Source organism: Clostridium beijerinckii (assembly GCF_018223745.1).
GTDB classification, from domain to species: domain Bacteria; phylum Bacillota; class Clostridia; order Clostridiales; family Clostridiaceae; genus Clostridium; species Clostridium beijerinckii.
Genome location: NZ_CP073653.1, coordinates 2613676 through 2630012 on the forward strand (window position 1 = coordinate 2613676; position 16337 = coordinate 2630012).

Here is a 16337-nt window from a genome sequence, read left to right on the forward strand (position 1 = left end):
AAAAGAAAAAGCTTGTCCTAGAAAATGCTAAATTGGAGCTTTATTGACCTATCAACTTATCGTTTTCAAAGATATGTTCAATTAACCAATCATTTAAAAGCTGTAATAGAGTAGAAATCGATTCATTCTGATTTTCATCAATACTCCTAAAATCTACTTCATTAATTCTTTTTATAAAAGCGTCATGTTCTATCTTTTGAGTGAACATTCTTTTATAGTTAATTTTCTTCATATATTCTTCTTCTGCTTTAAAATGGAATGATGTATAGTCGCGTAGCTCATCTACTAACTCTAATATGTTATCATATTTATCAGTTGTAAAATCATTTTTTAGTAGATTGTAAGCTTTGTCTGCTATTTCGAAGAGAACTTTGTGCTGTTCGTCAATAAAATCAATTCCAGTCTTAAATTCTTCTTTAAATTCATACATTAAATGTTACCTTCTTTCTTATAATTGTATAATTACATATAAAACAATTATATATTACCTTTGTAAAATTTTCTATATTAGGGATAAAGATAATTCCTATCAATAAGAGTAAATAGTATTTGTATATAATAAGAAACTATATAAATCCTGCTAAATTAATGATACAGTAGTATTAGAAAAATTTACAGCAATTATCAATATAAACTATATATTGCACTTAAGTTTTTACATTTTAAGATTAATTGAGCTCTTTTTTATTAATATCTTAAACGTAAACTTGCTAGAGATACCACAATTATAAGCTATGCTCAGACTATGAAATATTTTCCAAACAGAAATGAGTGATATACTTTTGTGGAATGTTTCATTGGTAATTTTGATGGATGTGATTCTTGGCTATAAGTTGTTCCAAATGTGCTAGTTCAAAAAGTGATGCTCCAAATTTTACATTTGGTAAGCAGAACTTTCTCTGTGAGCGCTTGCTCTTTGAGGCTAGCACTTTGGATGCAACTTTATAGCCTTAGAATCACCCATCATAATTACCTAGAAACTGGAACAAAAGTATATTATTCATTTCGTTGAGATGTATGCATAAGTATAGATTATAGTTGGTTTATCTATATTGCAATACAAAAAACTATGAAAAAATAAATGAGAAAAGGAATTGGAATTTATGGAAGTGATTCAGAACATAGATAATAATATTTTAGAATTTATACAAATCCATATGAGGGCTCCCGCTTTAGATAAGATCATGCCGCTAATAACTATTCTTGGAAGTAAAATTACTATATGGACGTTTATTGCTTTAATACTTATAATAGGAAAAGAATATAGGAAGTATGGTATTATGATCATATGCTCTTTGATATTATGTTTTATTGTAGGAAATTTAGGCTTAAAACCTTTAGTAGCCAGAATTCGTCCTTTTAATGCTGAACCAATATTAAATATGATTCATATGAAGCTGCCAACAGATTTTTCTTTTCCGTCAGGCCATACTATGTGTTCATTTGCACCAGCAACTATAATTAATTATATGAATAAAAGAGCTGGGATACTTGCATTAACTCTAAGCACATTAATAGGCTTTTCAAGGTTATACTTATATGTACATTATCCATCAGATGTTTTTGCAGGGATGGTTATTGGGCTTTTGATAGGTAATTTAGTTATTGCAGCATTTAATAAAAGATCATTAAGTTTTATTTTGAGTTAAACCAAGTTACTATTGATTCCGAACCCCATATTTAATAACTTTGAAAATAATTTTTTATTATTAGTAAATTATTATTTTGAAAATTAAAGATATACATTATAATAATTATGAGGAAGGTTATTATAAAAGCAAATTAGTGAAAATGATACTTTAGCTTATTACAAAGGGGGAAGAATGTGAGTTGGGATTGTGCGGTATGGCACTGCAATATTGTAAAAAATAAAGAGGATGCAGAAATTCTATATAAAAGACTATGTGAAGGAGATACTTCGTTAATTGGTCCTACACAAAAAATACAAGATTTTTATGAAGAATTAACAGCTAAGCATCCTGAAATTGATGATATAAGTGAAGAGGAAATTGGGGATTTAGATTTATGCCCATGGAGTGTAACTTTTGATAAATCAGAAGGACACATTATTATGTCTTGTGTATTTAGCAAGGCTGATTATGTAAGCGATTTGATAAAGGAATTAGCTCAAAAACATGAACTATCTTTCTATGAACCTCAAAATAAACATTTTATTTATAATTAAAAGTACATAGATAATAATCTTTGCTGTTTGTGGTTAAATGTGGTAATATAGAAAGGTGGTTTTTTATTATAATTTAAATTCTTTACTTTAAATTATAATGGGATATGAGAAAAATAAATTGGGGAGGGATATTAAATATTATATGGTCAAAGTAAAATATTCTGCTATATATACTGATAATTTTGGCTGTGAGCAGGCAGAACTATACTTTCTAAAAGGGGGACTTCAATTTAATATAAGAGATTGCGTCTTTTATGATGATCATTTTGATTTCGATTTTTATACTAAGAGACCTAATGAGCATAAACAACTTTTCTATTTAAAGGATGATGAATTAATAGAATATGTTATGGATGTGAGAATTCCATTAATAATGACATATGATGATGAGGAATGTGTGAGAGAATCTATATTATGCATTAAGAGACAGAGAAATTCTTATAATAATATGCTTTCACTTGATCTAGATGGAAAATCTTATACTGTTGAAGGATATAATTTGCAAGAATTATTATATAAAATGAAGAAAAAACTGCCTAAAGAATATACTATGGAATCTGATTTTTCATGTATGCTAGGTGTATATTCTATTGAAGCAAATAAAGAAGAAGATTTTTATTGTTTTAGAAATTTCGAAGAAGAAGATGATGAAAGTGTTTCTAGCGAATCTTTTTGTTTGGAATCCTCTGATTTTAGAAGTAGAGATGCTTTTAATGGACTTAAAAAGTATCCAATTACTTATATATTCAATGAATATTGTTTAAGTAAGATTTAATCAGTCATATTTATGTATAATAATATAAAAAAGAGATGGCGCATATAAGATGTGCTATCTCTTTTTGGTTAATACCACGATTCATAAAATCATGTTCATATAATAGTATAATCCAAATTTTTGAAAATTATACCAAGAGTTAAAAATTATATTGCTTGATTTATTTTTTCCTTTGATTCTATTGTTAGTGAAGAATTCAATTGTGTCATTAAATTTGGATCTAGAATTTGTTCTAATTCCTCAGAAGTTAATATACCTTTTGCCAGAACAAGTTCCTTTACAGAAATTCCTGATTTTAATGATTCTTTTGCAATGTCAGCAGAATTTTGGTATCCAATGTATGGGCAAAGTGCTGTTACAATACCAACACTATTGTCTAAGAGTTCTTTGCATCTTACTTCATTAGCAGTAATACCTATAATACAATTATCAACTAAAGTTGCAGTAGCATTTTGAAGCGTTTCTATTGATTCAAATAATTTATAGAATAGAACGGGTTCAAAAGCATTAAGCTCTAATTGACCTGCTTCTGCTGCCATAGTTATTGTTAAATCATTACCTATAATGTTAAATGCAACTTGTGAGACTACTTCTAAAATAACAGGATTAACTTTTCCAGGCATAATAGAAGAACCATTTTGCATTGAAGGCAGGTTAATTTCTGCAAAACCTGTTTTTGGACCACTAGATAGCAGTCTTAAATCATTTGCCATTTTAGATAGATTAACTGCACATGTTTTTAGAAGTCCTGATACACTTACAAAACAGTCAAGATTTTGAGTCGCATCAATTAAATCATTTGATTGAGTTAAATTAAGACCGCAAATTTTTCTTAAATTAGGAGTTATATTATGAAAATATTCAGGGCTTACATTTATTGCTGTACCAATAGCTGTGCCCCCTATATTTAGAACAAGCATATCTTTTTCAGCCCTTTTTAAGCGTTCTATATCACGTTTTATCATCGATGCAAAAGCATTGAATGATTGTCCAAGTCTAATTGGAACTGCATCTTGAAGTTGAGTACGTCCCATTTTAATTATATTATTAAATTCTAACGATTTTAATTTGAGAGTGTTATATAAACGTTGAAGCTCTGCAATAGTTTTTGGAAGCATTTTTAGAACTGTAAGTTTTCCGGCTGTAGGGAATACATCATTAGTAGATTGGGCCATATTTACGTGATCGTTTGGGTGTACAACATTATAACTGCCTTTAATTTCTCCAAGGAGTTCAATTGCGCGATTAGCTATAACTTCATTAGCATTCATGTTAGCAGAAGTTCCTGCGCCTCCTTGAATTGAATCTACTATAAATTCTTCATGTAATTTCCCGCAAATAATCTCATCGCAAGCATTTATTATAGCATTGGCAATCGTTGAAGTTAAGAAATTTGCATCTCTATTTGTAATAGCAGCAGCTTTTTTTATTTCAGCAAGACTAATTATAAATTCCTTATTTAATTTTCTTTCAGTAATAGGAAAATTGTTTTTTGCTCTTAATGATTGAATGCCGTAATATGCACTAGCTGGTACCTCCATGGTTCCTATTGAGTCTGATTCCATACGTGTTTTCATTTAAAAATTCCTCGCTTTCATAACTTAAATCATTTCAAAAATTTAAAATAATAGATTACTTAAAATAATTTCTAACAACAAAAGATAAATTTATAATCAAGATATATCTACCGTTATTTTTTTTATTAATCTCTATGACTGAAGATTATCACGCTTTAAAATCAATGTAAATATTAGAAACAAAATTGTGAATAAAAGCTAAAAATTAGCATAATACACTTAAATAAAATTATAGTAGATATAAAAATGCTTAATTTTATTAAGTCTGAAATTTCAAATAAAATGCGAACATAAATATTAAATTATATTTATAAATTCGTAATATTACTAAAATTATAGATAAAGTTTTGCTTAATAATAAGAAAAAATTCATAAAGACAATAAAATAGTATAAAAATTGAGAATAAATAAGGAAAAGTTTGGAATATACGAGCAGTATAATAGTTTATACTAAAATATAAAGTTAATTTTTTAAATCAAAACCTCGAAAAGTACTTGTAAATTTCTAATAATCACCTTAAAATATAAATATAATAAATAGGCAATTTGAATAAGTATAAAGGAAGAATAGATTGCTGAAAATTTAATAATAAAGCGCAAAGGGGCGTATCAATAATCAGAAACTATTAGGATTATTTGATATGTTTTTTTATTCTTTAATTTTGCTATTATAATTAATTCATAAGGAGACAGAGGTATAGTATATGGACAAGATTGATTTTAAGATTATTGAACTTCTACAAGAAAATGCTCGTTATCCACTAAAGCATTTAGCAGAGGAAGTGTTTTTATCAACTCCCGCAGTATCAGCACGTATTGAAAAATTGGAACAAGCAGGTGTTATTACAGGATATTCTGCACACGTCGATCCACTAAAGTTAGGCTATAATATTAAGGCGTTTATTAATTTGGAAATGACGCCTAAGCAGAAACCTGAGTTTTATCCTTTTATATCAAATTGCCCAAATGTACTTGAGTGCAATTGCGTAACAGGCAAGTATTCCATGTTAATAAAGGTTGCTTATCACACAACTTTAGAATTAGATGCCTTTATTGGAGAATTACAAAAGTTTGGAAATACGGAAACTCAAATAGTGTTCTCTACAGCAGTTGAGCATAGAGGAATAGATGTGACATCAGAAATTGGTGATAAATAGATTTAAGAAAGAAGACTGTTCTAGATATAAACATGGTTTATATTTAGAACAGTTTTTATTATTACAACATAAAATATAGAATAATCTGGAGGTTTATATCATAGAATTGTAATAGTATAAATATATGTCAAGGAAAGTTTCTATAAGAAAATAATTTGGGAATTATATATATGTCGAGTTAGAGGGAGGAAATATTGTGAGTGAATATGAAGAAAAATTAAACGAAAATAAGAACATAATATTGAGAAACATTGAGCAAGGTAAAAAATCGGGGGTCAATAAAGTTTCAGCCGTTTTTGCCATAAGTAAAAGAGATGAGCTCCGAAAAAACATGGTTACAGATTTGGCTACATGGCTAATTACTGATGGATATAAAGTTTCTCTTAAAGAAGGAGAACTCGAGATATTAACTATTGAATGGGAATAAAACAGAAATTTGTACAAACCCTCAAAATAAGAGGGTTTACATATATGCTATATAAAAAGCATACTATATAAACATACTAACATAAATATCAAAGTCTTAAGCATCTAAATTTATAGGTGCTTTTTGTTATGTGAATAAATAATGCTATTTTTTCACAACAAAAAGAATTAAAGCAAAAATATTGTTGTTTTATAGTCAGATTTGTGCGTTTAGAGTAAAAAGCATTTTTAAAGTTTGAATGTTGTGATAACATTTACAGTATAAGAAGTGAAATACTTATAAAATTAACACTTAATTTAAATTTTTTCTTCAGAATTTGCTACACAAATTTTACCAAATTAATTGTATTCTATAGAATATTAGAGGGGATGAGAATGGATGGGGAATATAATTAAAATAAACATATATTATGCAGAATTTACAAGAAAAAATAAAGGCAAATTAAGATTGGAAACAGTAGAAAAATCCATTTTGAGGTATGATAAATGGTTAAAGGATACGAATAGAAAAGATAATATAGAAACTTATGAGGAATTTTTACGGGTTCAGTAATATTGACGGGGGATAGTAAGTGATATTAATATTACTTACTATCCTTTAGAGTTTATAGTATTAGTTTGTTTATTATATTTGGTTGGCATGGTGGAAAACAAAATATATAGACATAAGTATAAGAAATTTTCATAAATATATTAATGTGGATACATATATAGATAAATCAGCTATAATCTAGACTTATGCGTGTGTATCGCCGAAATGAATAATATACTTAAATTTAAACACTACAAGTTGTGTTTAAGTAAAATGAAAAGATAATTTAAAGAGCTAGAACAAGGAAATTTAATATAGCCTTTATAAAATTAATAATCTAAATAAGGGAGAGGTTTTAAATGGTTAAAGATGAATTTAAAGGGTTAGTAAAAGAGTATAATGATGAAAGTTGTTCATGGTGCAAAAGCGAATCGAACTGCTTTTATAAAAGAAAAGCAATGGAGGCTACTAGAGAAGCTATAAAAGAAATCACAATTTGTACATCAGCTTACTGCACTGCAAAGGTTTCTTGCGATTATTATAGAAGGGACAGCGAGAAATACAATCTTTATAATGTTAAAGAAGCTTAGGAATAATTGATAATTATATGAAAGGCGCTACTTTTTATTGTGGTGCCTTTTTTATTGTCTATGAAATATATCCCAACTAGAAATAAGAATTATGCTTTTGCTAAATAAATTAGCAAAAAATATATGCTAGATACGAATATAATTAAATATTGCTCATATACATCTATATTGTCTGGTAATATTATAGGACTAATATATGGATGCGTTATGGAGGGCAATATGAAATTCGACTATAATTTATTAATTTTACTGCTAATTAATTTCTTTTTGTTATTCATAGTTATAGGTGTAATATTTAATGTAGTTAGAGTTTATAAGGCACATGTAGACAGGAATAAAAAAATTGAACAGAAATTTGATGAGATATTGAATGAGTTTATAATAAAAACATTAAATAATAGTAAATAAAGCGTTAATACAAGAATATTTCTGCTTTAGGCGAATATATCAATGAATAGCATGTAAGTAAATTTACTTAGTACTTAGGGACATACAGTAATATTAACTAATACAAGCTATCAATACTATTTTTGTTAATATTTTTATAGATTATATTTTGTGTTATTGGTTAATATATTACTGCCAAACAAAATTAAAATAAAAGGAGGTAGATTCAAATGGCATCAAATAATAGTGGAAGCAATAGAACATTAGTACCTGAAGCAAAGCAAGGTTTAAACAGATTAAAAACTGAGGTTGCATCAGAAATTGGATTACAAAACTATGAAAACATCGATAAAGGGAACCTATCTTCAAGGCAAAATGGTAGCGTTGGTGGAGAAATGGTAAAAAGAATGATAGAAAGCTACGAACAAGGGTTATAAAAAATAATTATACAAAAAAGCACTCATAGAATTATGAGTGCTTTTTAATATAAGAATGTATATTAGTTTATATGTTAAAAACAGTTAATAACATATATTGCTACAATGAACATATGTCTAATGTTCTAATAAACCAGGATTAATTAAGGAAAAATGTATAAACTAAATTAGGGTATATCACATTCTTTATAAATTAAACAATATGAACCATGAAATATGATATAATTAATATTAGAAAAAAATATTATAAAAAATATGGAGGGACTATAATGAAAATAAATGACAGAGTTGAATTTTTAGAAAATGATAATAAAGGTAAGACAGGGACTGTAATTAAATTGATGGGAGAACATAGCGCTGTTGTTGTAATAGATGGAGAAGAAGATGATGTTCCAACTTTAGCAAGAGTGACGAATTTAAAGGTGATTTAATCTAATATTTAAATTTACATATATTAATATATACATAATTTTATTATATGTTAAGTATGAAATCTAAAAATAATTTCCTCTTTTTTATATAATTGGTTATATATTTCTTTTGATTATATATAATTAATTATATATAAAGGAGGGAGACTTATGTTAGACGGTAAAAAAGAGATATTAACAATGTTTAAAAATAAAAATGATGGGTTGACATTTGAAGAAATACACACCAATGAAAAATTTCAGCCAGAGGTATATTTTAAAAATGGAACCCTAACTAAAATAAATATTTTCTTAGTTGGAGCCTTAAATCAAATGGTGAATAGTGACATACTTGTTTGGAGACAAGGAAAGTATTACTTAAAAGAAAACGATATAGGTTAATTTTCTAATGAAGAATAAGCGAAGAAAATGCCACTATACACAATTTTCTTTGCTTATTTAAGGCTATCTTTGAATATCAAGCTTCTCCTAGAATTCTGTATATCTAGAATATTTAATCCATCATGTCCTTTTTTCTGGCTCATAGCGTAAGATTATTTCAATATTATTAAAGTTATCAATATTATTCATGCGTTCCATGCGTTTCAATAATGGTACTATCTGGGTTGAACTGTCTGTGTGAGAGCATAAATTGGCATGTGTATATAACTTAGGCACATAAATGTTCTTTTCAAAAGCATCTACTACATTAAATCGATCTTTGTATTTTAGAAAAGGTTTATCATCATCAAAGCAAAGAGTTGCAACAGTTTCAAATGCTTCCTTTTATATTCCAAGTTATAAACAATAATTTTTTCATTAGTTCACCTTCTTATTAGATTATATGTTAAGGTAACAGAATTTAGCTTTCCTACTAATATATGAAAAGCAACATAGTTTTCTGAACTGCATAATTAAGTTAACTTATTTTTGATTTTTTAGACAAAATAAAGTATAATTAAATGTATATTAAAAAGGAGGGCAAAATTTGTGGAATTGTTTGAGGTAGGTAAGCCATTTAAGGATGGTATTACAAGGTATCCAGAAGGAATAAGTTTCGATATAAATAAAAATGGGTGCAATTTATTAATTTATACTACGAAATTTACAGAAAAATCTAGACAAGCTATTATAAAGGGTGATCTGAAATACGGATATTTCAAAGAAGATAATGTTATTATCATGTTATTCAGGTTTGGTAATCACCAATGGATAGAAGTTCCATATTCTATACATATGTGTAAAAATTCCGTTGAATTAGAAGAAGTTACAGAAACTGAGGGCTTCTCTCTTAATATATATATTATTAATTCGGGAACAGGGGTTTTAGAAGATACTAGACAAGTTGAACTTGATATTAGATTATCTAAAATGTTAAGAGATGATGTCTTAGAACAGAAAAGTATGCCGTATAGTGGCTTTAATATTAGAGTAAGTGAATTTAATAGAAAATATTCAACTAAAGCATTAGTTAGCATGTCTAGAGCATTAGTTTAAAATAATTTTAGGTATGTGTAGATAGCTCATATTTCAAATTAAGATATTTTTAGTAAACAAAATTGTAAGATATGTATATGCTGCAATAATAAATTTATATTTAAAACGCTGGTAAATTACGTATTAGATTAAAAACTAGAATGTAGAAATTTAATTGCAACATATACATACATAAATATTAAATTATAGAACGGATAAGTAAGTATAATATTACTTTCATAAGCTAATTGCTATTCATAAGTCTAATCCCTAGATTTTAGATATTGAAATAATAATTCTTAATTTATATAATTTTAGTAACAGAAAGGGGTGGAAGCTATGAAGGTTGAGTTTTGTCTTGTAGAAAGTGATGATATTGTTTTTACAAAAGAATCTAAAGATTTGAAGGATATAATAAATGTCATTACCAAAGTAGGTACAGAGATCAATTTGTTTTTTAGCAAAGATGATTTCATCCATGGGTACGTACAAAATGTAGCATATCAAGTTAATGCAGAAAGTAATGATGAGAGTCTAATAATATATTTTTCAAATGATTATAAAAAATCTAAGAACACAGAGAGAATATCAGCTGAACATTTAAGTACTACGAAATTAAGTGCTAAAAATAATGATAAGGCATAATCGAAAAAATAATAAGTCCATCTGCTAAGACCATTTCCTATTATTCTGCGTCAGCAGATTGTCATAGTAATTTTGCTATTAGATTAATATACCTACCTGTAAAAGAAGAATAGGACTGGTATTTTATACTTGTTATTTTCATTCATATGCCTAAATAAAAATTAAGGTGAGATAGTAAATTTTCTAATTGTATTTACTATCTCACCTTAATTTTTTTGTTGTATTATAAAAAAGTAATTAAATATATATGCAACAATTGGAGTTTTGTGTTGAGCTCTCAATTGAAGTGATCTGGATGCTAGAGTATTAAGCATAAATTTATTATTGCAATATAATTGAAATAGCTATTATTTATAGGTTCAAGTTATTTGAAAATAATATATTTTAGGATTTAATATATACATATTTTATAAATGTTGCCTTGTGTGCTATAATTTATATGAATTTTTATTTATAAATTGTAATTTTTGTGAAGTATATTGAAAATAGTGAAGGTTACAAGTAAAAGCGGGTGAACTTTGTGATACATATAGGCTAAATATGAAAGAAATTATATATGAATAAAATTAAATTTGTAACTATAAAAAATAAAGTTTAAGATACATTTATGCTTTATATTATAAGGAGATATATTATGAAAGAAAAAAAGAATAGAAAAAGATTTAATAATAGCAGGAGAAGTAATTCTATAAAATTAGTTAAAATAGTATCACTTTTAGTTGTGATTGGAATAATTGCTTTTATTGGGATTAATAAAGGAATAAATTCTTTTGCTAATATGGCTACTAGTCAAAATAGTGATAAAAAAGATGTTATCGAAAACCCATCAGAGGATGAGAAAAAAGAGTTTGGGGAAGTACCGTTAATAAATGACAATAGAGGCGTGCCGGTAATTTGTTTTCATTCTATAAATGATGATCCTTCAGTAAAAAGCCCTATTATTATTTCAAAGGATAAATTTAGAACACAGCTTCAAGCTATTAAAGATAATGGATATACGACATTAACAATGGCTCAACTTAATGATTACCTTTCTAAGGGCAAGGCTATTCCAGAAAAAAGTGTTGTTCTAACCTTTGATGATGGATATAGAGATAATTACACTAATGTATTTCCAATATTAAAAGAGTTTAATATGAATGCAACGATTTTTGTTATACAAAGTTATTTAGATAGAGATGGATATCTAACTACTGACCAAGTTAAAGAGTTGAGTAGTAGTGGAATAATTGATATAGAGTCTCACACAGTTTCTCATATCGATCTTCCTACTATGTCATATGAAGATCAATTAAAAGAACTAAAAAATTCTAAGGAAAAGTTAGAAAGTTTAATTAATAAGCCTATAATTTCGATTGCTTATCCAGAAGGAAAATATAATGATGATACTAAGAAAGCTTTTAGTGAAGTTGGTTATTCAATGGGATTTACCACTGAAAGAGGATATGCTGACAGAGATGATAATTCCGCAGAATTAAACAGAATATGCGTAGATTATACATATAAGCCTAAAGACATTCTAAAGGTATTAAAAAACTTGAAAAAGTAATTTGAGATTTTCTTTTGAATAAGATTAACAAAAATCCGAACGAAAAGAAAAAATATTTACAAAACGTTCTCTTAAAATTGACAAAATATAATATAAATTATAGAATAAAGAGAGCAATAAAGATGCTTATTGTATATTATCCAATTCAATTAGAATTGGATAATATTTTTAATAAGGATCTTAAAAATAACTTATGAATGGAGTAGATAAGCATGAAAGCAATATTAACAGTAATTGGGCAGGACAAAGTTGGTATTATAGCAGGGGTTAGTCAGAAAATGTTAGAATATAGTATCAATATATTAGATGTTAATCAAACTATAATGCAAGGTTTTTTTACCATGATAATGGTACTAGACTGCAAAGATATGAATGCGACTTTTGAAGAAGTTCGTACAGGACTTACAGCAGAGGGTGAAAGACTTGGGGTAGAAGTAAAGATTCAAAGAGAAGAAATATTTAAGTCAATGCATTCACTATAATAGGAGGGGCTTATGAATACTAATAATATACTTGAAACGATAAAAATGATTGAGGAAGAAAAACTTGATGTTAGAACTATAACAATGGGAATATCCTTGCTTGATTGTATAGATCCAGATGGAGATAAAGCTAGAATTAAGATATATGATAAAATTACAAAATCTGCAGAGCATTTAGTAGAGGTTGGAAGGCAAATAGAAACAGAATTTGGTATTCCAATAGTAAATAAAAGAGTTTCAATAACTCCTATGTCAATAATTGCTGGAGCTACTAATGAAACTAGCTATGTTGAATTTGCAAGAACTTTAGATAGAGCAGCAGAGACTCTTGGAATAGATTTCTTAGGTGGATTTTCAGCATTAGTTCAAAAAGGCTGTACAAAAGGTGATAAGATTTTAATAAGTTCAATTCCAGAAGCTTTAGCAGTAACAAAAAAAGTTTGTGCATCAGTTAATGTAGGATGCACAAAATCAGGAATAAACATGAACGCTGTAAGAGATATGGCGGATGTTATAAAGAGAACTGCAGAACTTACAAAAGATCAAAAAGGTTTTGGTTGCGCTAAGTTAGTTGTATTTGCAAATGCAGTAGAAGATAATCCGTTTATGGCAGGAGCTTTCCACGGAGTTGGAGAAGCTGAGAGAATTATAAATGTTGGTGTAAGCGGACCAGGCGTTGTTAAGAGAGCGCTTGAGAAAGTTAGAGGAGCATCTTTTGATGTTGTTGCTGAAACAATTAAGCAAACTGCATTTAAAGTTACAAGGATGGGAGAATTAGTTGCTAACGAAGCGTCTAGAAGATTGAATGTGCCTTTTGGTATAGTTGACTTATCTTTAGCTCCAACACCAGCCGTTGGTGACTCAGTTGCAGAAATTCTAGAAGAAATAGGACTAGAACAAGTTGGAACTCATGGTACAATTGCGGCACTTGCTATGCTTAACGATGCAGTTAAAAAAGGTGGAGTTATGGCATGTAGCCATGTTGGAGGCCTAAGTGGAGCTTTCATTCCAGTATCTGAAGATGCAGGTATGATTGATGCGGTTATAAGTGGATCATTAAATTTAGAAAAATTAGAAGGAATGACATGTGTATGCTCAGTTGGTCTTGATATGATTGCAATTCCTGGAGATACTCCAGCATCTACGATTGCAGGAATGATAGCCGATGAAGCTGCGATTGGAGTAATAAATAATAAGACTACAGCAGTTAGAATTATACCAGCACCAGGTTGTGAAATCGGTGATATGGTGGAGTTTGGTGGATTATTGGGTAGAGCACCTGTAATGAAGGTAAATGGTAAATCATCAGAATTATTTGCTCAAAGAGGTGGAAGAATTCCTGCACCTATACATTCATTTAAAAATTAATAAACATAAAAATAAGACCTACAAGATATTAAATATATCTTTAGGTCTTATTTCATATTCTATATTATTTCTAAAATAAGCAATTATAGAAATCTTTTCTTTTGTAATATCGAGGTGTAAAAATAGCCTTACAGGATAAAATTAGTTGGTTGTTTTATAATAAGAATAATAGTGGCCATAATGCCCAAGCATTATTAAAACCATATCCACCACCATATCCGCCATAACCACCGTATCCACAAAAGTTTCCGTAATTGTATCCACAGCAATTATTGCAACATCTGTTATAACAGCATCTGCTCATAGTTCATTTCTCCTTTGTTAATCTATATCATTTGTTATATTAATAATATATTAAACATAATTAAAAATTGTTACATATTAAACTTAAAAATAAAATTATCTATAAGGATATAACCCGCCATATTTTTATTATACAAATTTATGTAAATAAGATCTTATAGGTGTACATACTGGGGTAGAATAGTTTAAATAAAGCATTTTAATACTAGAATAATTGAAAATAATGTTTAAAAAGACATGAAATTAATAAATAACATAGTTAGAGTATAATTTTAGTAGGCAAAGATAATAAAGAATACTATATAAATAATAAAGGAGATGCAAAAGCATCTCCTCAATACATAAATTATCCATTATAATTAAGTTGACGAAACTAAATAGAATAGAGTTAGATTTATGTATGAATTAAGTTTAAATGATAATGGATTTACTTTCAAGGAGTTAGAGAAAAGAATTTATAAATATGCTTGTGATGAAGCTTGCAATGCATTAAAAAGCATATTAGAATCCTTGGATGAAAAACTACTTAATGAAAGAGATAGCAAGGTTTACCGTAATAAAGGCCGTAAGCAAACTTGTTTGAGGACTATTATGGGGAATGTAGAGTATTCTAGGCGTGTTTATGAATTAAAACTTGAGGATGGTAAGAAAGCAACTAAATACCTTTTGGATGAGTATTTAGGAATGGATACTATAGGAAATGTTTCTATAAATCTCGTAGAAACTATTTTGACTAACGTGGCGGATGTTTCTTTTAGAAAGACATCTGAGAATATTAAAACTATGTGTAATCAAGAAATTAGTGCTCAAGGCGTTTGGAACGTAGTTCAAACAGTTGGAGAAAAGATTAAAGAACTAGAAAATCGTAAAATTGAACTAGATGATAAAGGTGTGTTAAAAGGCGAAAAGGAAGTACCAGTATTGTTTCAAGAGCAAGATGGAGTTTGGCTCTATCTTCAAGGTAAAGATAGACCAAAAGGGAAAAATAAAAAGAAAGAGTTAAAACTAGCAGTATCATATACAGGCTGGACTTTACGTCCAGGAAGCAAAAAAGAATATGTAGTTGTTGATAAAACTGCTTGTGCAAGTTTTAGTAATTCTAGCCACTTTAAAAAGCTTGCTAGCGCAACAATTTCAGAAAAATACAATGTAGACGAAATTCAAACTAGAATATTAAACGGTGATGGAGCAAAGTGGATTAAGGCAACTTGTGAGGATCAAGACATTCATTTTCAACTAGATCCATTTCATGTAGGTCAAGCAATTATGCGTAAGGTAAGTGATAAAAGAACCCAAAAGCAATTATTAAAACTATTTAGAGAAGGTAAAATTGATGAAGGTCTAGAAGCTATTGTAAATATGATGACACTTACAAATGAAGAAGATGTTTCATTTAAGAAGCTTACTGAGTTATATGATTACTTAGCTCACAATAGAGATGGATTAACACCATATAAATTAAGAGGTAACATAGACATGCCTACGGCGCCGGAAGGCATAGAATACAGGAATTTAGGTACAATGGAACATAATATTTGTGATGTATTAGCTCAAAGGATGAAGGGCAGAAAAATGAGCTGGTCTATTAATGGTGCAGATAATTTATCTAAAATATTATCTGAAAAATTTAGTAATAGGTTGTTTGATACTGTGGATAAAATCTATAGAAATATTATTCCTGATAATGTTATTGATACAATAGTTACAAAACTACCATTAACAGTATTTCAAGCAAATAAAGAATCTAATAAATGTAAGGTATATAAGTGTAATAGCGCACAAATTCCGTACAGCGGAGCTGCCACAACGCTAGGTAGAAAAATAGTGCGTGATTTATGTGGATTAAAATCATTTAGTGATATTAGTTATAGTTAAGTATAAAGCGTGTGTAGGGAAATTCTAAAAATATGATGTAAAATAATGGATAATAAATTAAATAAAATTCTTGCCAACTTTTACTTGACTCAAACAATAACATAATACGGATTTAGAATTTGATGTCTTTATGTTATAATAGGCAAAGAGAAAATAAGGTGTG

Annotated in this window: 21 protein-coding genes; 18 read left to right on the forward strand and 3 right to left on the reverse strand. The window is 28.2% G+C overall.

Features of this window, described 5'->3' with window-relative positions:
- Window positions 1-40 precede the first annotated feature (40 nt).
- Complete coding sequence (locus KEC93_RS11990) at window positions 41-430, reverse strand: bacteriohemerythrin (RefSeq protein ID WP_017209316.1); 390 nt, start codon at window positions 428-430, stop codon at window positions 41-43.
- A gap of 673 nt (window positions 431-1103) precedes the next feature.
- Between KEC93_RS11990 and KEC93_RS11995 the strand changes: the two genes are divergently transcribed.
- From KEC93_RS11995 to KEC93_RS12005, 3 genes are all read left to right on the forward strand, one after another.
- A complete protein-coding gene (locus tag KEC93_RS11995) occupies window positions 1104-1649 on the forward strand; it encodes a phosphatase PAP2 family protein (RefSeq protein ID WP_077868840.1) in 546 nt (181 codons plus the stop codon).
- A 176-nt stretch (window positions 1650-1825) separates the two neighbouring features.
- A complete protein-coding gene (locus tag KEC93_RS12000; protein ID WP_065416482.1) occupies window positions 1826-2185 on the forward strand; it encodes a hypothetical protein in 360 nt (119 codons plus the stop codon).
- Between the two features lie 142 nt (window positions 2186-2327).
- On the forward strand, window positions 2328-2960 hold the full coding sequence (locus KEC93_RS12005; RefSeq protein ID WP_065416483.1) for a DUF6304 family protein: 633 nt from the start codon (window positions 2328-2330) through the stop codon (window positions 2958-2960).
- Window positions 2961-3106: 146 nt separating this feature from the next.
- Here KEC93_RS12005 and KEC93_RS12010 read toward each other — a convergent pair whose 3' ends face one another.
- On the reverse strand, window positions 3107-4537 hold the full coding sequence (locus tag KEC93_RS12010; protein WP_077868838.1) for an aspartate ammonia-lyase: 1431 nt from the start codon (window positions 4535-4537) through the stop codon (window positions 3107-3109).
- 704 nt (window positions 4538-5241) lie between these two features.
- Here KEC93_RS12010 and KEC93_RS12015 point away from each other — a divergent pair.
- The 14 genes from KEC93_RS12015 to KEC93_RS12075 all read left to right on the forward strand — a co-directional run bounded on the left by KEC93_RS12015 (window position 5242) and on the right by KEC93_RS12075 (window position 13996).
- Entirely contained in the window at window positions 5242-5694 is a 453-nt protein-coding gene (locus KEC93_RS12015) for an Lrp/AsnC family transcriptional regulator (RefSeq protein ID WP_012058559.1), read from the forward strand.
- Window positions 5695-5890: 196 nt separating this feature from the next.
- Entirely contained in the window at window positions 5891-6121 is a 231-nt protein-coding gene (locus tag KEC93_RS12020; protein ID WP_012058560.1) for a hypothetical protein, read from the forward strand.
- Between the two features lie 378 nt (window positions 6122-6499).
- On the forward strand, window positions 6500-6673 hold the full coding sequence (locus tag KEC93_RS12025; protein ID WP_017209312.1) for a hypothetical protein: 174 nt from the start codon (window positions 6500-6502) through the stop codon (window positions 6671-6673).
- Between the two features lie 338 nt (window positions 6674-7011).
- Window positions 7012-7242 (forward strand): hypothetical protein, encoded by a 231-nt coding sequence (locus tag KEC93_RS12030; RefSeq protein WP_065416484.1) that lies wholly within the window; start codon window positions 7012-7014, stop codon window positions 7240-7242.
- A 123-nt stretch (window positions 7243-7365) separates the two neighbouring features.
- A complete protein-coding gene (locus tag KEC93_RS12035) occupies window positions 7366-7650 on the forward strand; it encodes a hypothetical protein (protein WP_241413859.1) in 285 nt (94 codons plus the stop codon).
- A gap of 209 nt (window positions 7651-7859) precedes the next feature.
- The gene (locus KEC93_RS12040; RefSeq protein WP_017209309.1) at window positions 7860-8066 is read left to right on the forward strand and encodes an alpha/beta-type small acid-soluble spore protein; all 207 of its coding nucleotides are present in this window, start codon (window positions 7860-7862) and stop codon (window positions 8064-8066) included.
- 269 nt (window positions 8067-8335) lie between these two features.
- Window positions 8336-8497, forward strand: a complete 162-nt coding sequence (locus tag KEC93_RS12045) for a hypothetical protein (protein ID WP_012058562.1) — start codon at window positions 8336-8338, stop codon at window positions 8495-8497.
- A gap of 150 nt (window positions 8498-8647) precedes the next feature.
- Complete coding sequence (locus tag KEC93_RS12050) at window positions 8648-8878, forward strand: hypothetical protein (RefSeq protein ID WP_012058563.1); 231 nt, start codon at window positions 8648-8650, stop codon at window positions 8876-8878.
- A gap of 280 nt (window positions 8879-9158) precedes the next feature.
- Window positions 9159-9287 (forward strand): hypothetical protein, encoded by a 129-nt coding sequence (locus KEC93_RS26695; RefSeq protein ID WP_276517170.1) that lies wholly within the window; start codon window positions 9159-9161, stop codon window positions 9285-9287.
- Window positions 9288-9466: 179 nt separating this feature from the next.
- Complete coding sequence (locus KEC93_RS12055) at window positions 9467-9973, forward strand: hypothetical protein (protein ID WP_012058564.1); 507 nt, start codon at window positions 9467-9469, stop codon at window positions 9971-9973.
- A 318-nt stretch (window positions 9974-10291) separates the two neighbouring features.
- A complete protein-coding gene (locus KEC93_RS12060) occupies window positions 10292-10597 on the forward strand; it encodes a hypothetical protein (protein WP_012058565.1) in 306 nt (101 codons plus the stop codon).
- Window positions 10598-11231: 634 nt separating this feature from the next.
- Entirely contained in the window at window positions 11232-12146 is a 915-nt protein-coding gene (locus KEC93_RS12065) for a polysaccharide deacetylase family protein (protein ID WP_077869929.1), read from the forward strand.
- 212 nt (window positions 12147-12358) lie between these two features.
- On the forward strand, window positions 12359-12628 hold the full coding sequence (locus tag KEC93_RS12070) for an ACT domain-containing protein (protein ID WP_077869930.1): 270 nt from the start codon (window positions 12359-12361) through the stop codon (window positions 12626-12628).
- Between the two features lie 12 nt (window positions 12629-12640).
- Window positions 12641-13996 carry a PFL family protein gene (locus KEC93_RS12075; protein ID WP_077838925.1) on the forward strand — a complete coding sequence of 452 codons (1356 nt, stop codon included), beginning with the start codon at window positions 12641-12643 and terminating at the stop codon, window positions 13994-13996.
- 154 nt (window positions 13997-14150) lie between these two features.
- On the opposite strand, the gene KEC93_RS12080 is transcribed toward KEC93_RS12075, so the two are convergent.
- Window positions 14151-14300 (reverse strand): hypothetical protein, encoded by a 150-nt coding sequence (locus KEC93_RS12080; protein WP_017209305.1) that lies wholly within the window; start codon window positions 14298-14300, stop codon window positions 14151-14153.
- Window positions 14301-14695: 395 nt separating this feature from the next.
- On the opposite strand from KEC93_RS12080, the gene KEC93_RS12085 reads away from it, so the two are divergent.
- Window positions 14696-16174, forward strand: coding sequence for an ISLre2 family transposase (locus KEC93_RS12085; protein WP_077870071.1), 1479 nt, complete (start codon window positions 14696-14698; stop codon window positions 16172-16174).
- The last annotated feature ends 163 nt before the right edge of the window (window positions 16175-16337 follow it).

What these genes read in the sequence shown, in the direction of transcription:
- KEC93_RS12030 (WP_065416484.1), top strand. Translation starts at nt 7,012, where the DNA reads ATGGTTAAAGATGAATTTAAAGGGTTAGTAAAAGAGTATAATGATGAA.
- KEC93_RS12005 (WP_065416483.1), top strand. Translation starts at nt 2,328, where the DNA reads ATGGTCAAAGTAAAATATTCTGCTATATATACTGATAATTTTGGCTGT.
- KEC93_RS12085 (WP_077870071.1), top strand. Translation starts at nt 14,696, where the DNA reads ATGTATGAATTAAGTTTAAATGATAATGGATTTACTTTCAAGGAGTTA.
- KEC93_RS12015 (WP_012058559.1), top strand. Translation starts at nt 5,242, where the DNA reads ATGGACAAGATTGATTTTAAGATTATTGAACTTCTACAAGAAAATGCT.
- KEC93_RS12060 (WP_012058565.1), top strand. Translation starts at nt 10,292, where the DNA reads ATGAAGGTTGAGTTTTGTCTTGTAGAAAGTGATGATATTGTTTTTACA.
- KEC93_RS12040 (WP_017209309.1), top strand. Translation starts at nt 7,860, where the DNA reads ATGGCATCAAATAATAGTGGAAGCAATAGAACATTAGTACCTGAAGCA.
- KEC93_RS12045 (WP_012058562.1), top strand. Translation starts at nt 8,336, where the DNA reads ATGAAAATAAATGACAGAGTTGAATTTTTAGAAAATGATAATAAAGGT.
- KEC93_RS12080 (WP_017209305.1), bottom strand. Translation starts at nt 14,300, where the DNA reads ATGAGCAGATGCTGTTATAACAGATGTTGCAATAATTGCTGTGGATAC.
- KEC93_RS12035 (WP_241413859.1), top strand. Translation starts at nt 7,366, where the DNA reads ATGCTAGATACGAATATAATTAAATATTGCTCATATACATCTATATTG.
- KEC93_RS12025 (WP_017209312.1), top strand. Translation starts at nt 6,500, where the DNA reads ATGGGGAATATAATTAAAATAAACATATATTATGCAGAATTTACAAGA.
- KEC93_RS12010 (WP_077868838.1), bottom strand. Translation starts at nt 4,537, where the DNA reads ATGAAAACACGTATGGAATCAGACTCAATAGGAACCATGGAGGTACCA.
- KEC93_RS26695 (WP_276517170.1), top strand. Translation starts at nt 9,159, where the DNA reads ATGTTCTTTTCAAAAGCATCTACTACATTAAATCGATCTTTGTATTTT.
- KEC93_RS11995 (WP_077868840.1), top strand. Translation starts at nt 1,104, where the DNA reads ATGGAAGTGATTCAGAACATAGATAATAATATTTTAGAATTTATACAA.
- KEC93_RS11990 (WP_017209316.1), bottom strand. Translation starts at nt 430, where the DNA reads ATGTATGAATTTAAAGAAGAATTTAAGACTGGAATTGATTTTATTGAC.
- KEC93_RS12070 (WP_077869930.1), top strand. Translation starts at nt 12,359, where the DNA reads ATGAAAGCAATATTAACAGTAATTGGGCAGGACAAAGTTGGTATTATA.
- KEC93_RS12050 (WP_012058563.1), top strand. Translation starts at nt 8,648, where the DNA reads ATGTTAGACGGTAAAAAAGAGATATTAACAATGTTTAAAAATAAAAAT.
- KEC93_RS12075 (WP_077838925.1), top strand. Translation starts at nt 12,641, where the DNA reads ATGAATACTAATAATATACTTGAAACGATAAAAATGATTGAGGAAGAA.
- KEC93_RS12065 (WP_077869929.1), top strand. Translation starts at nt 11,232, where the DNA reads ATGAAAGAAAAAAAGAATAGAAAAAGATTTAATAATAGCAGGAGAAGT.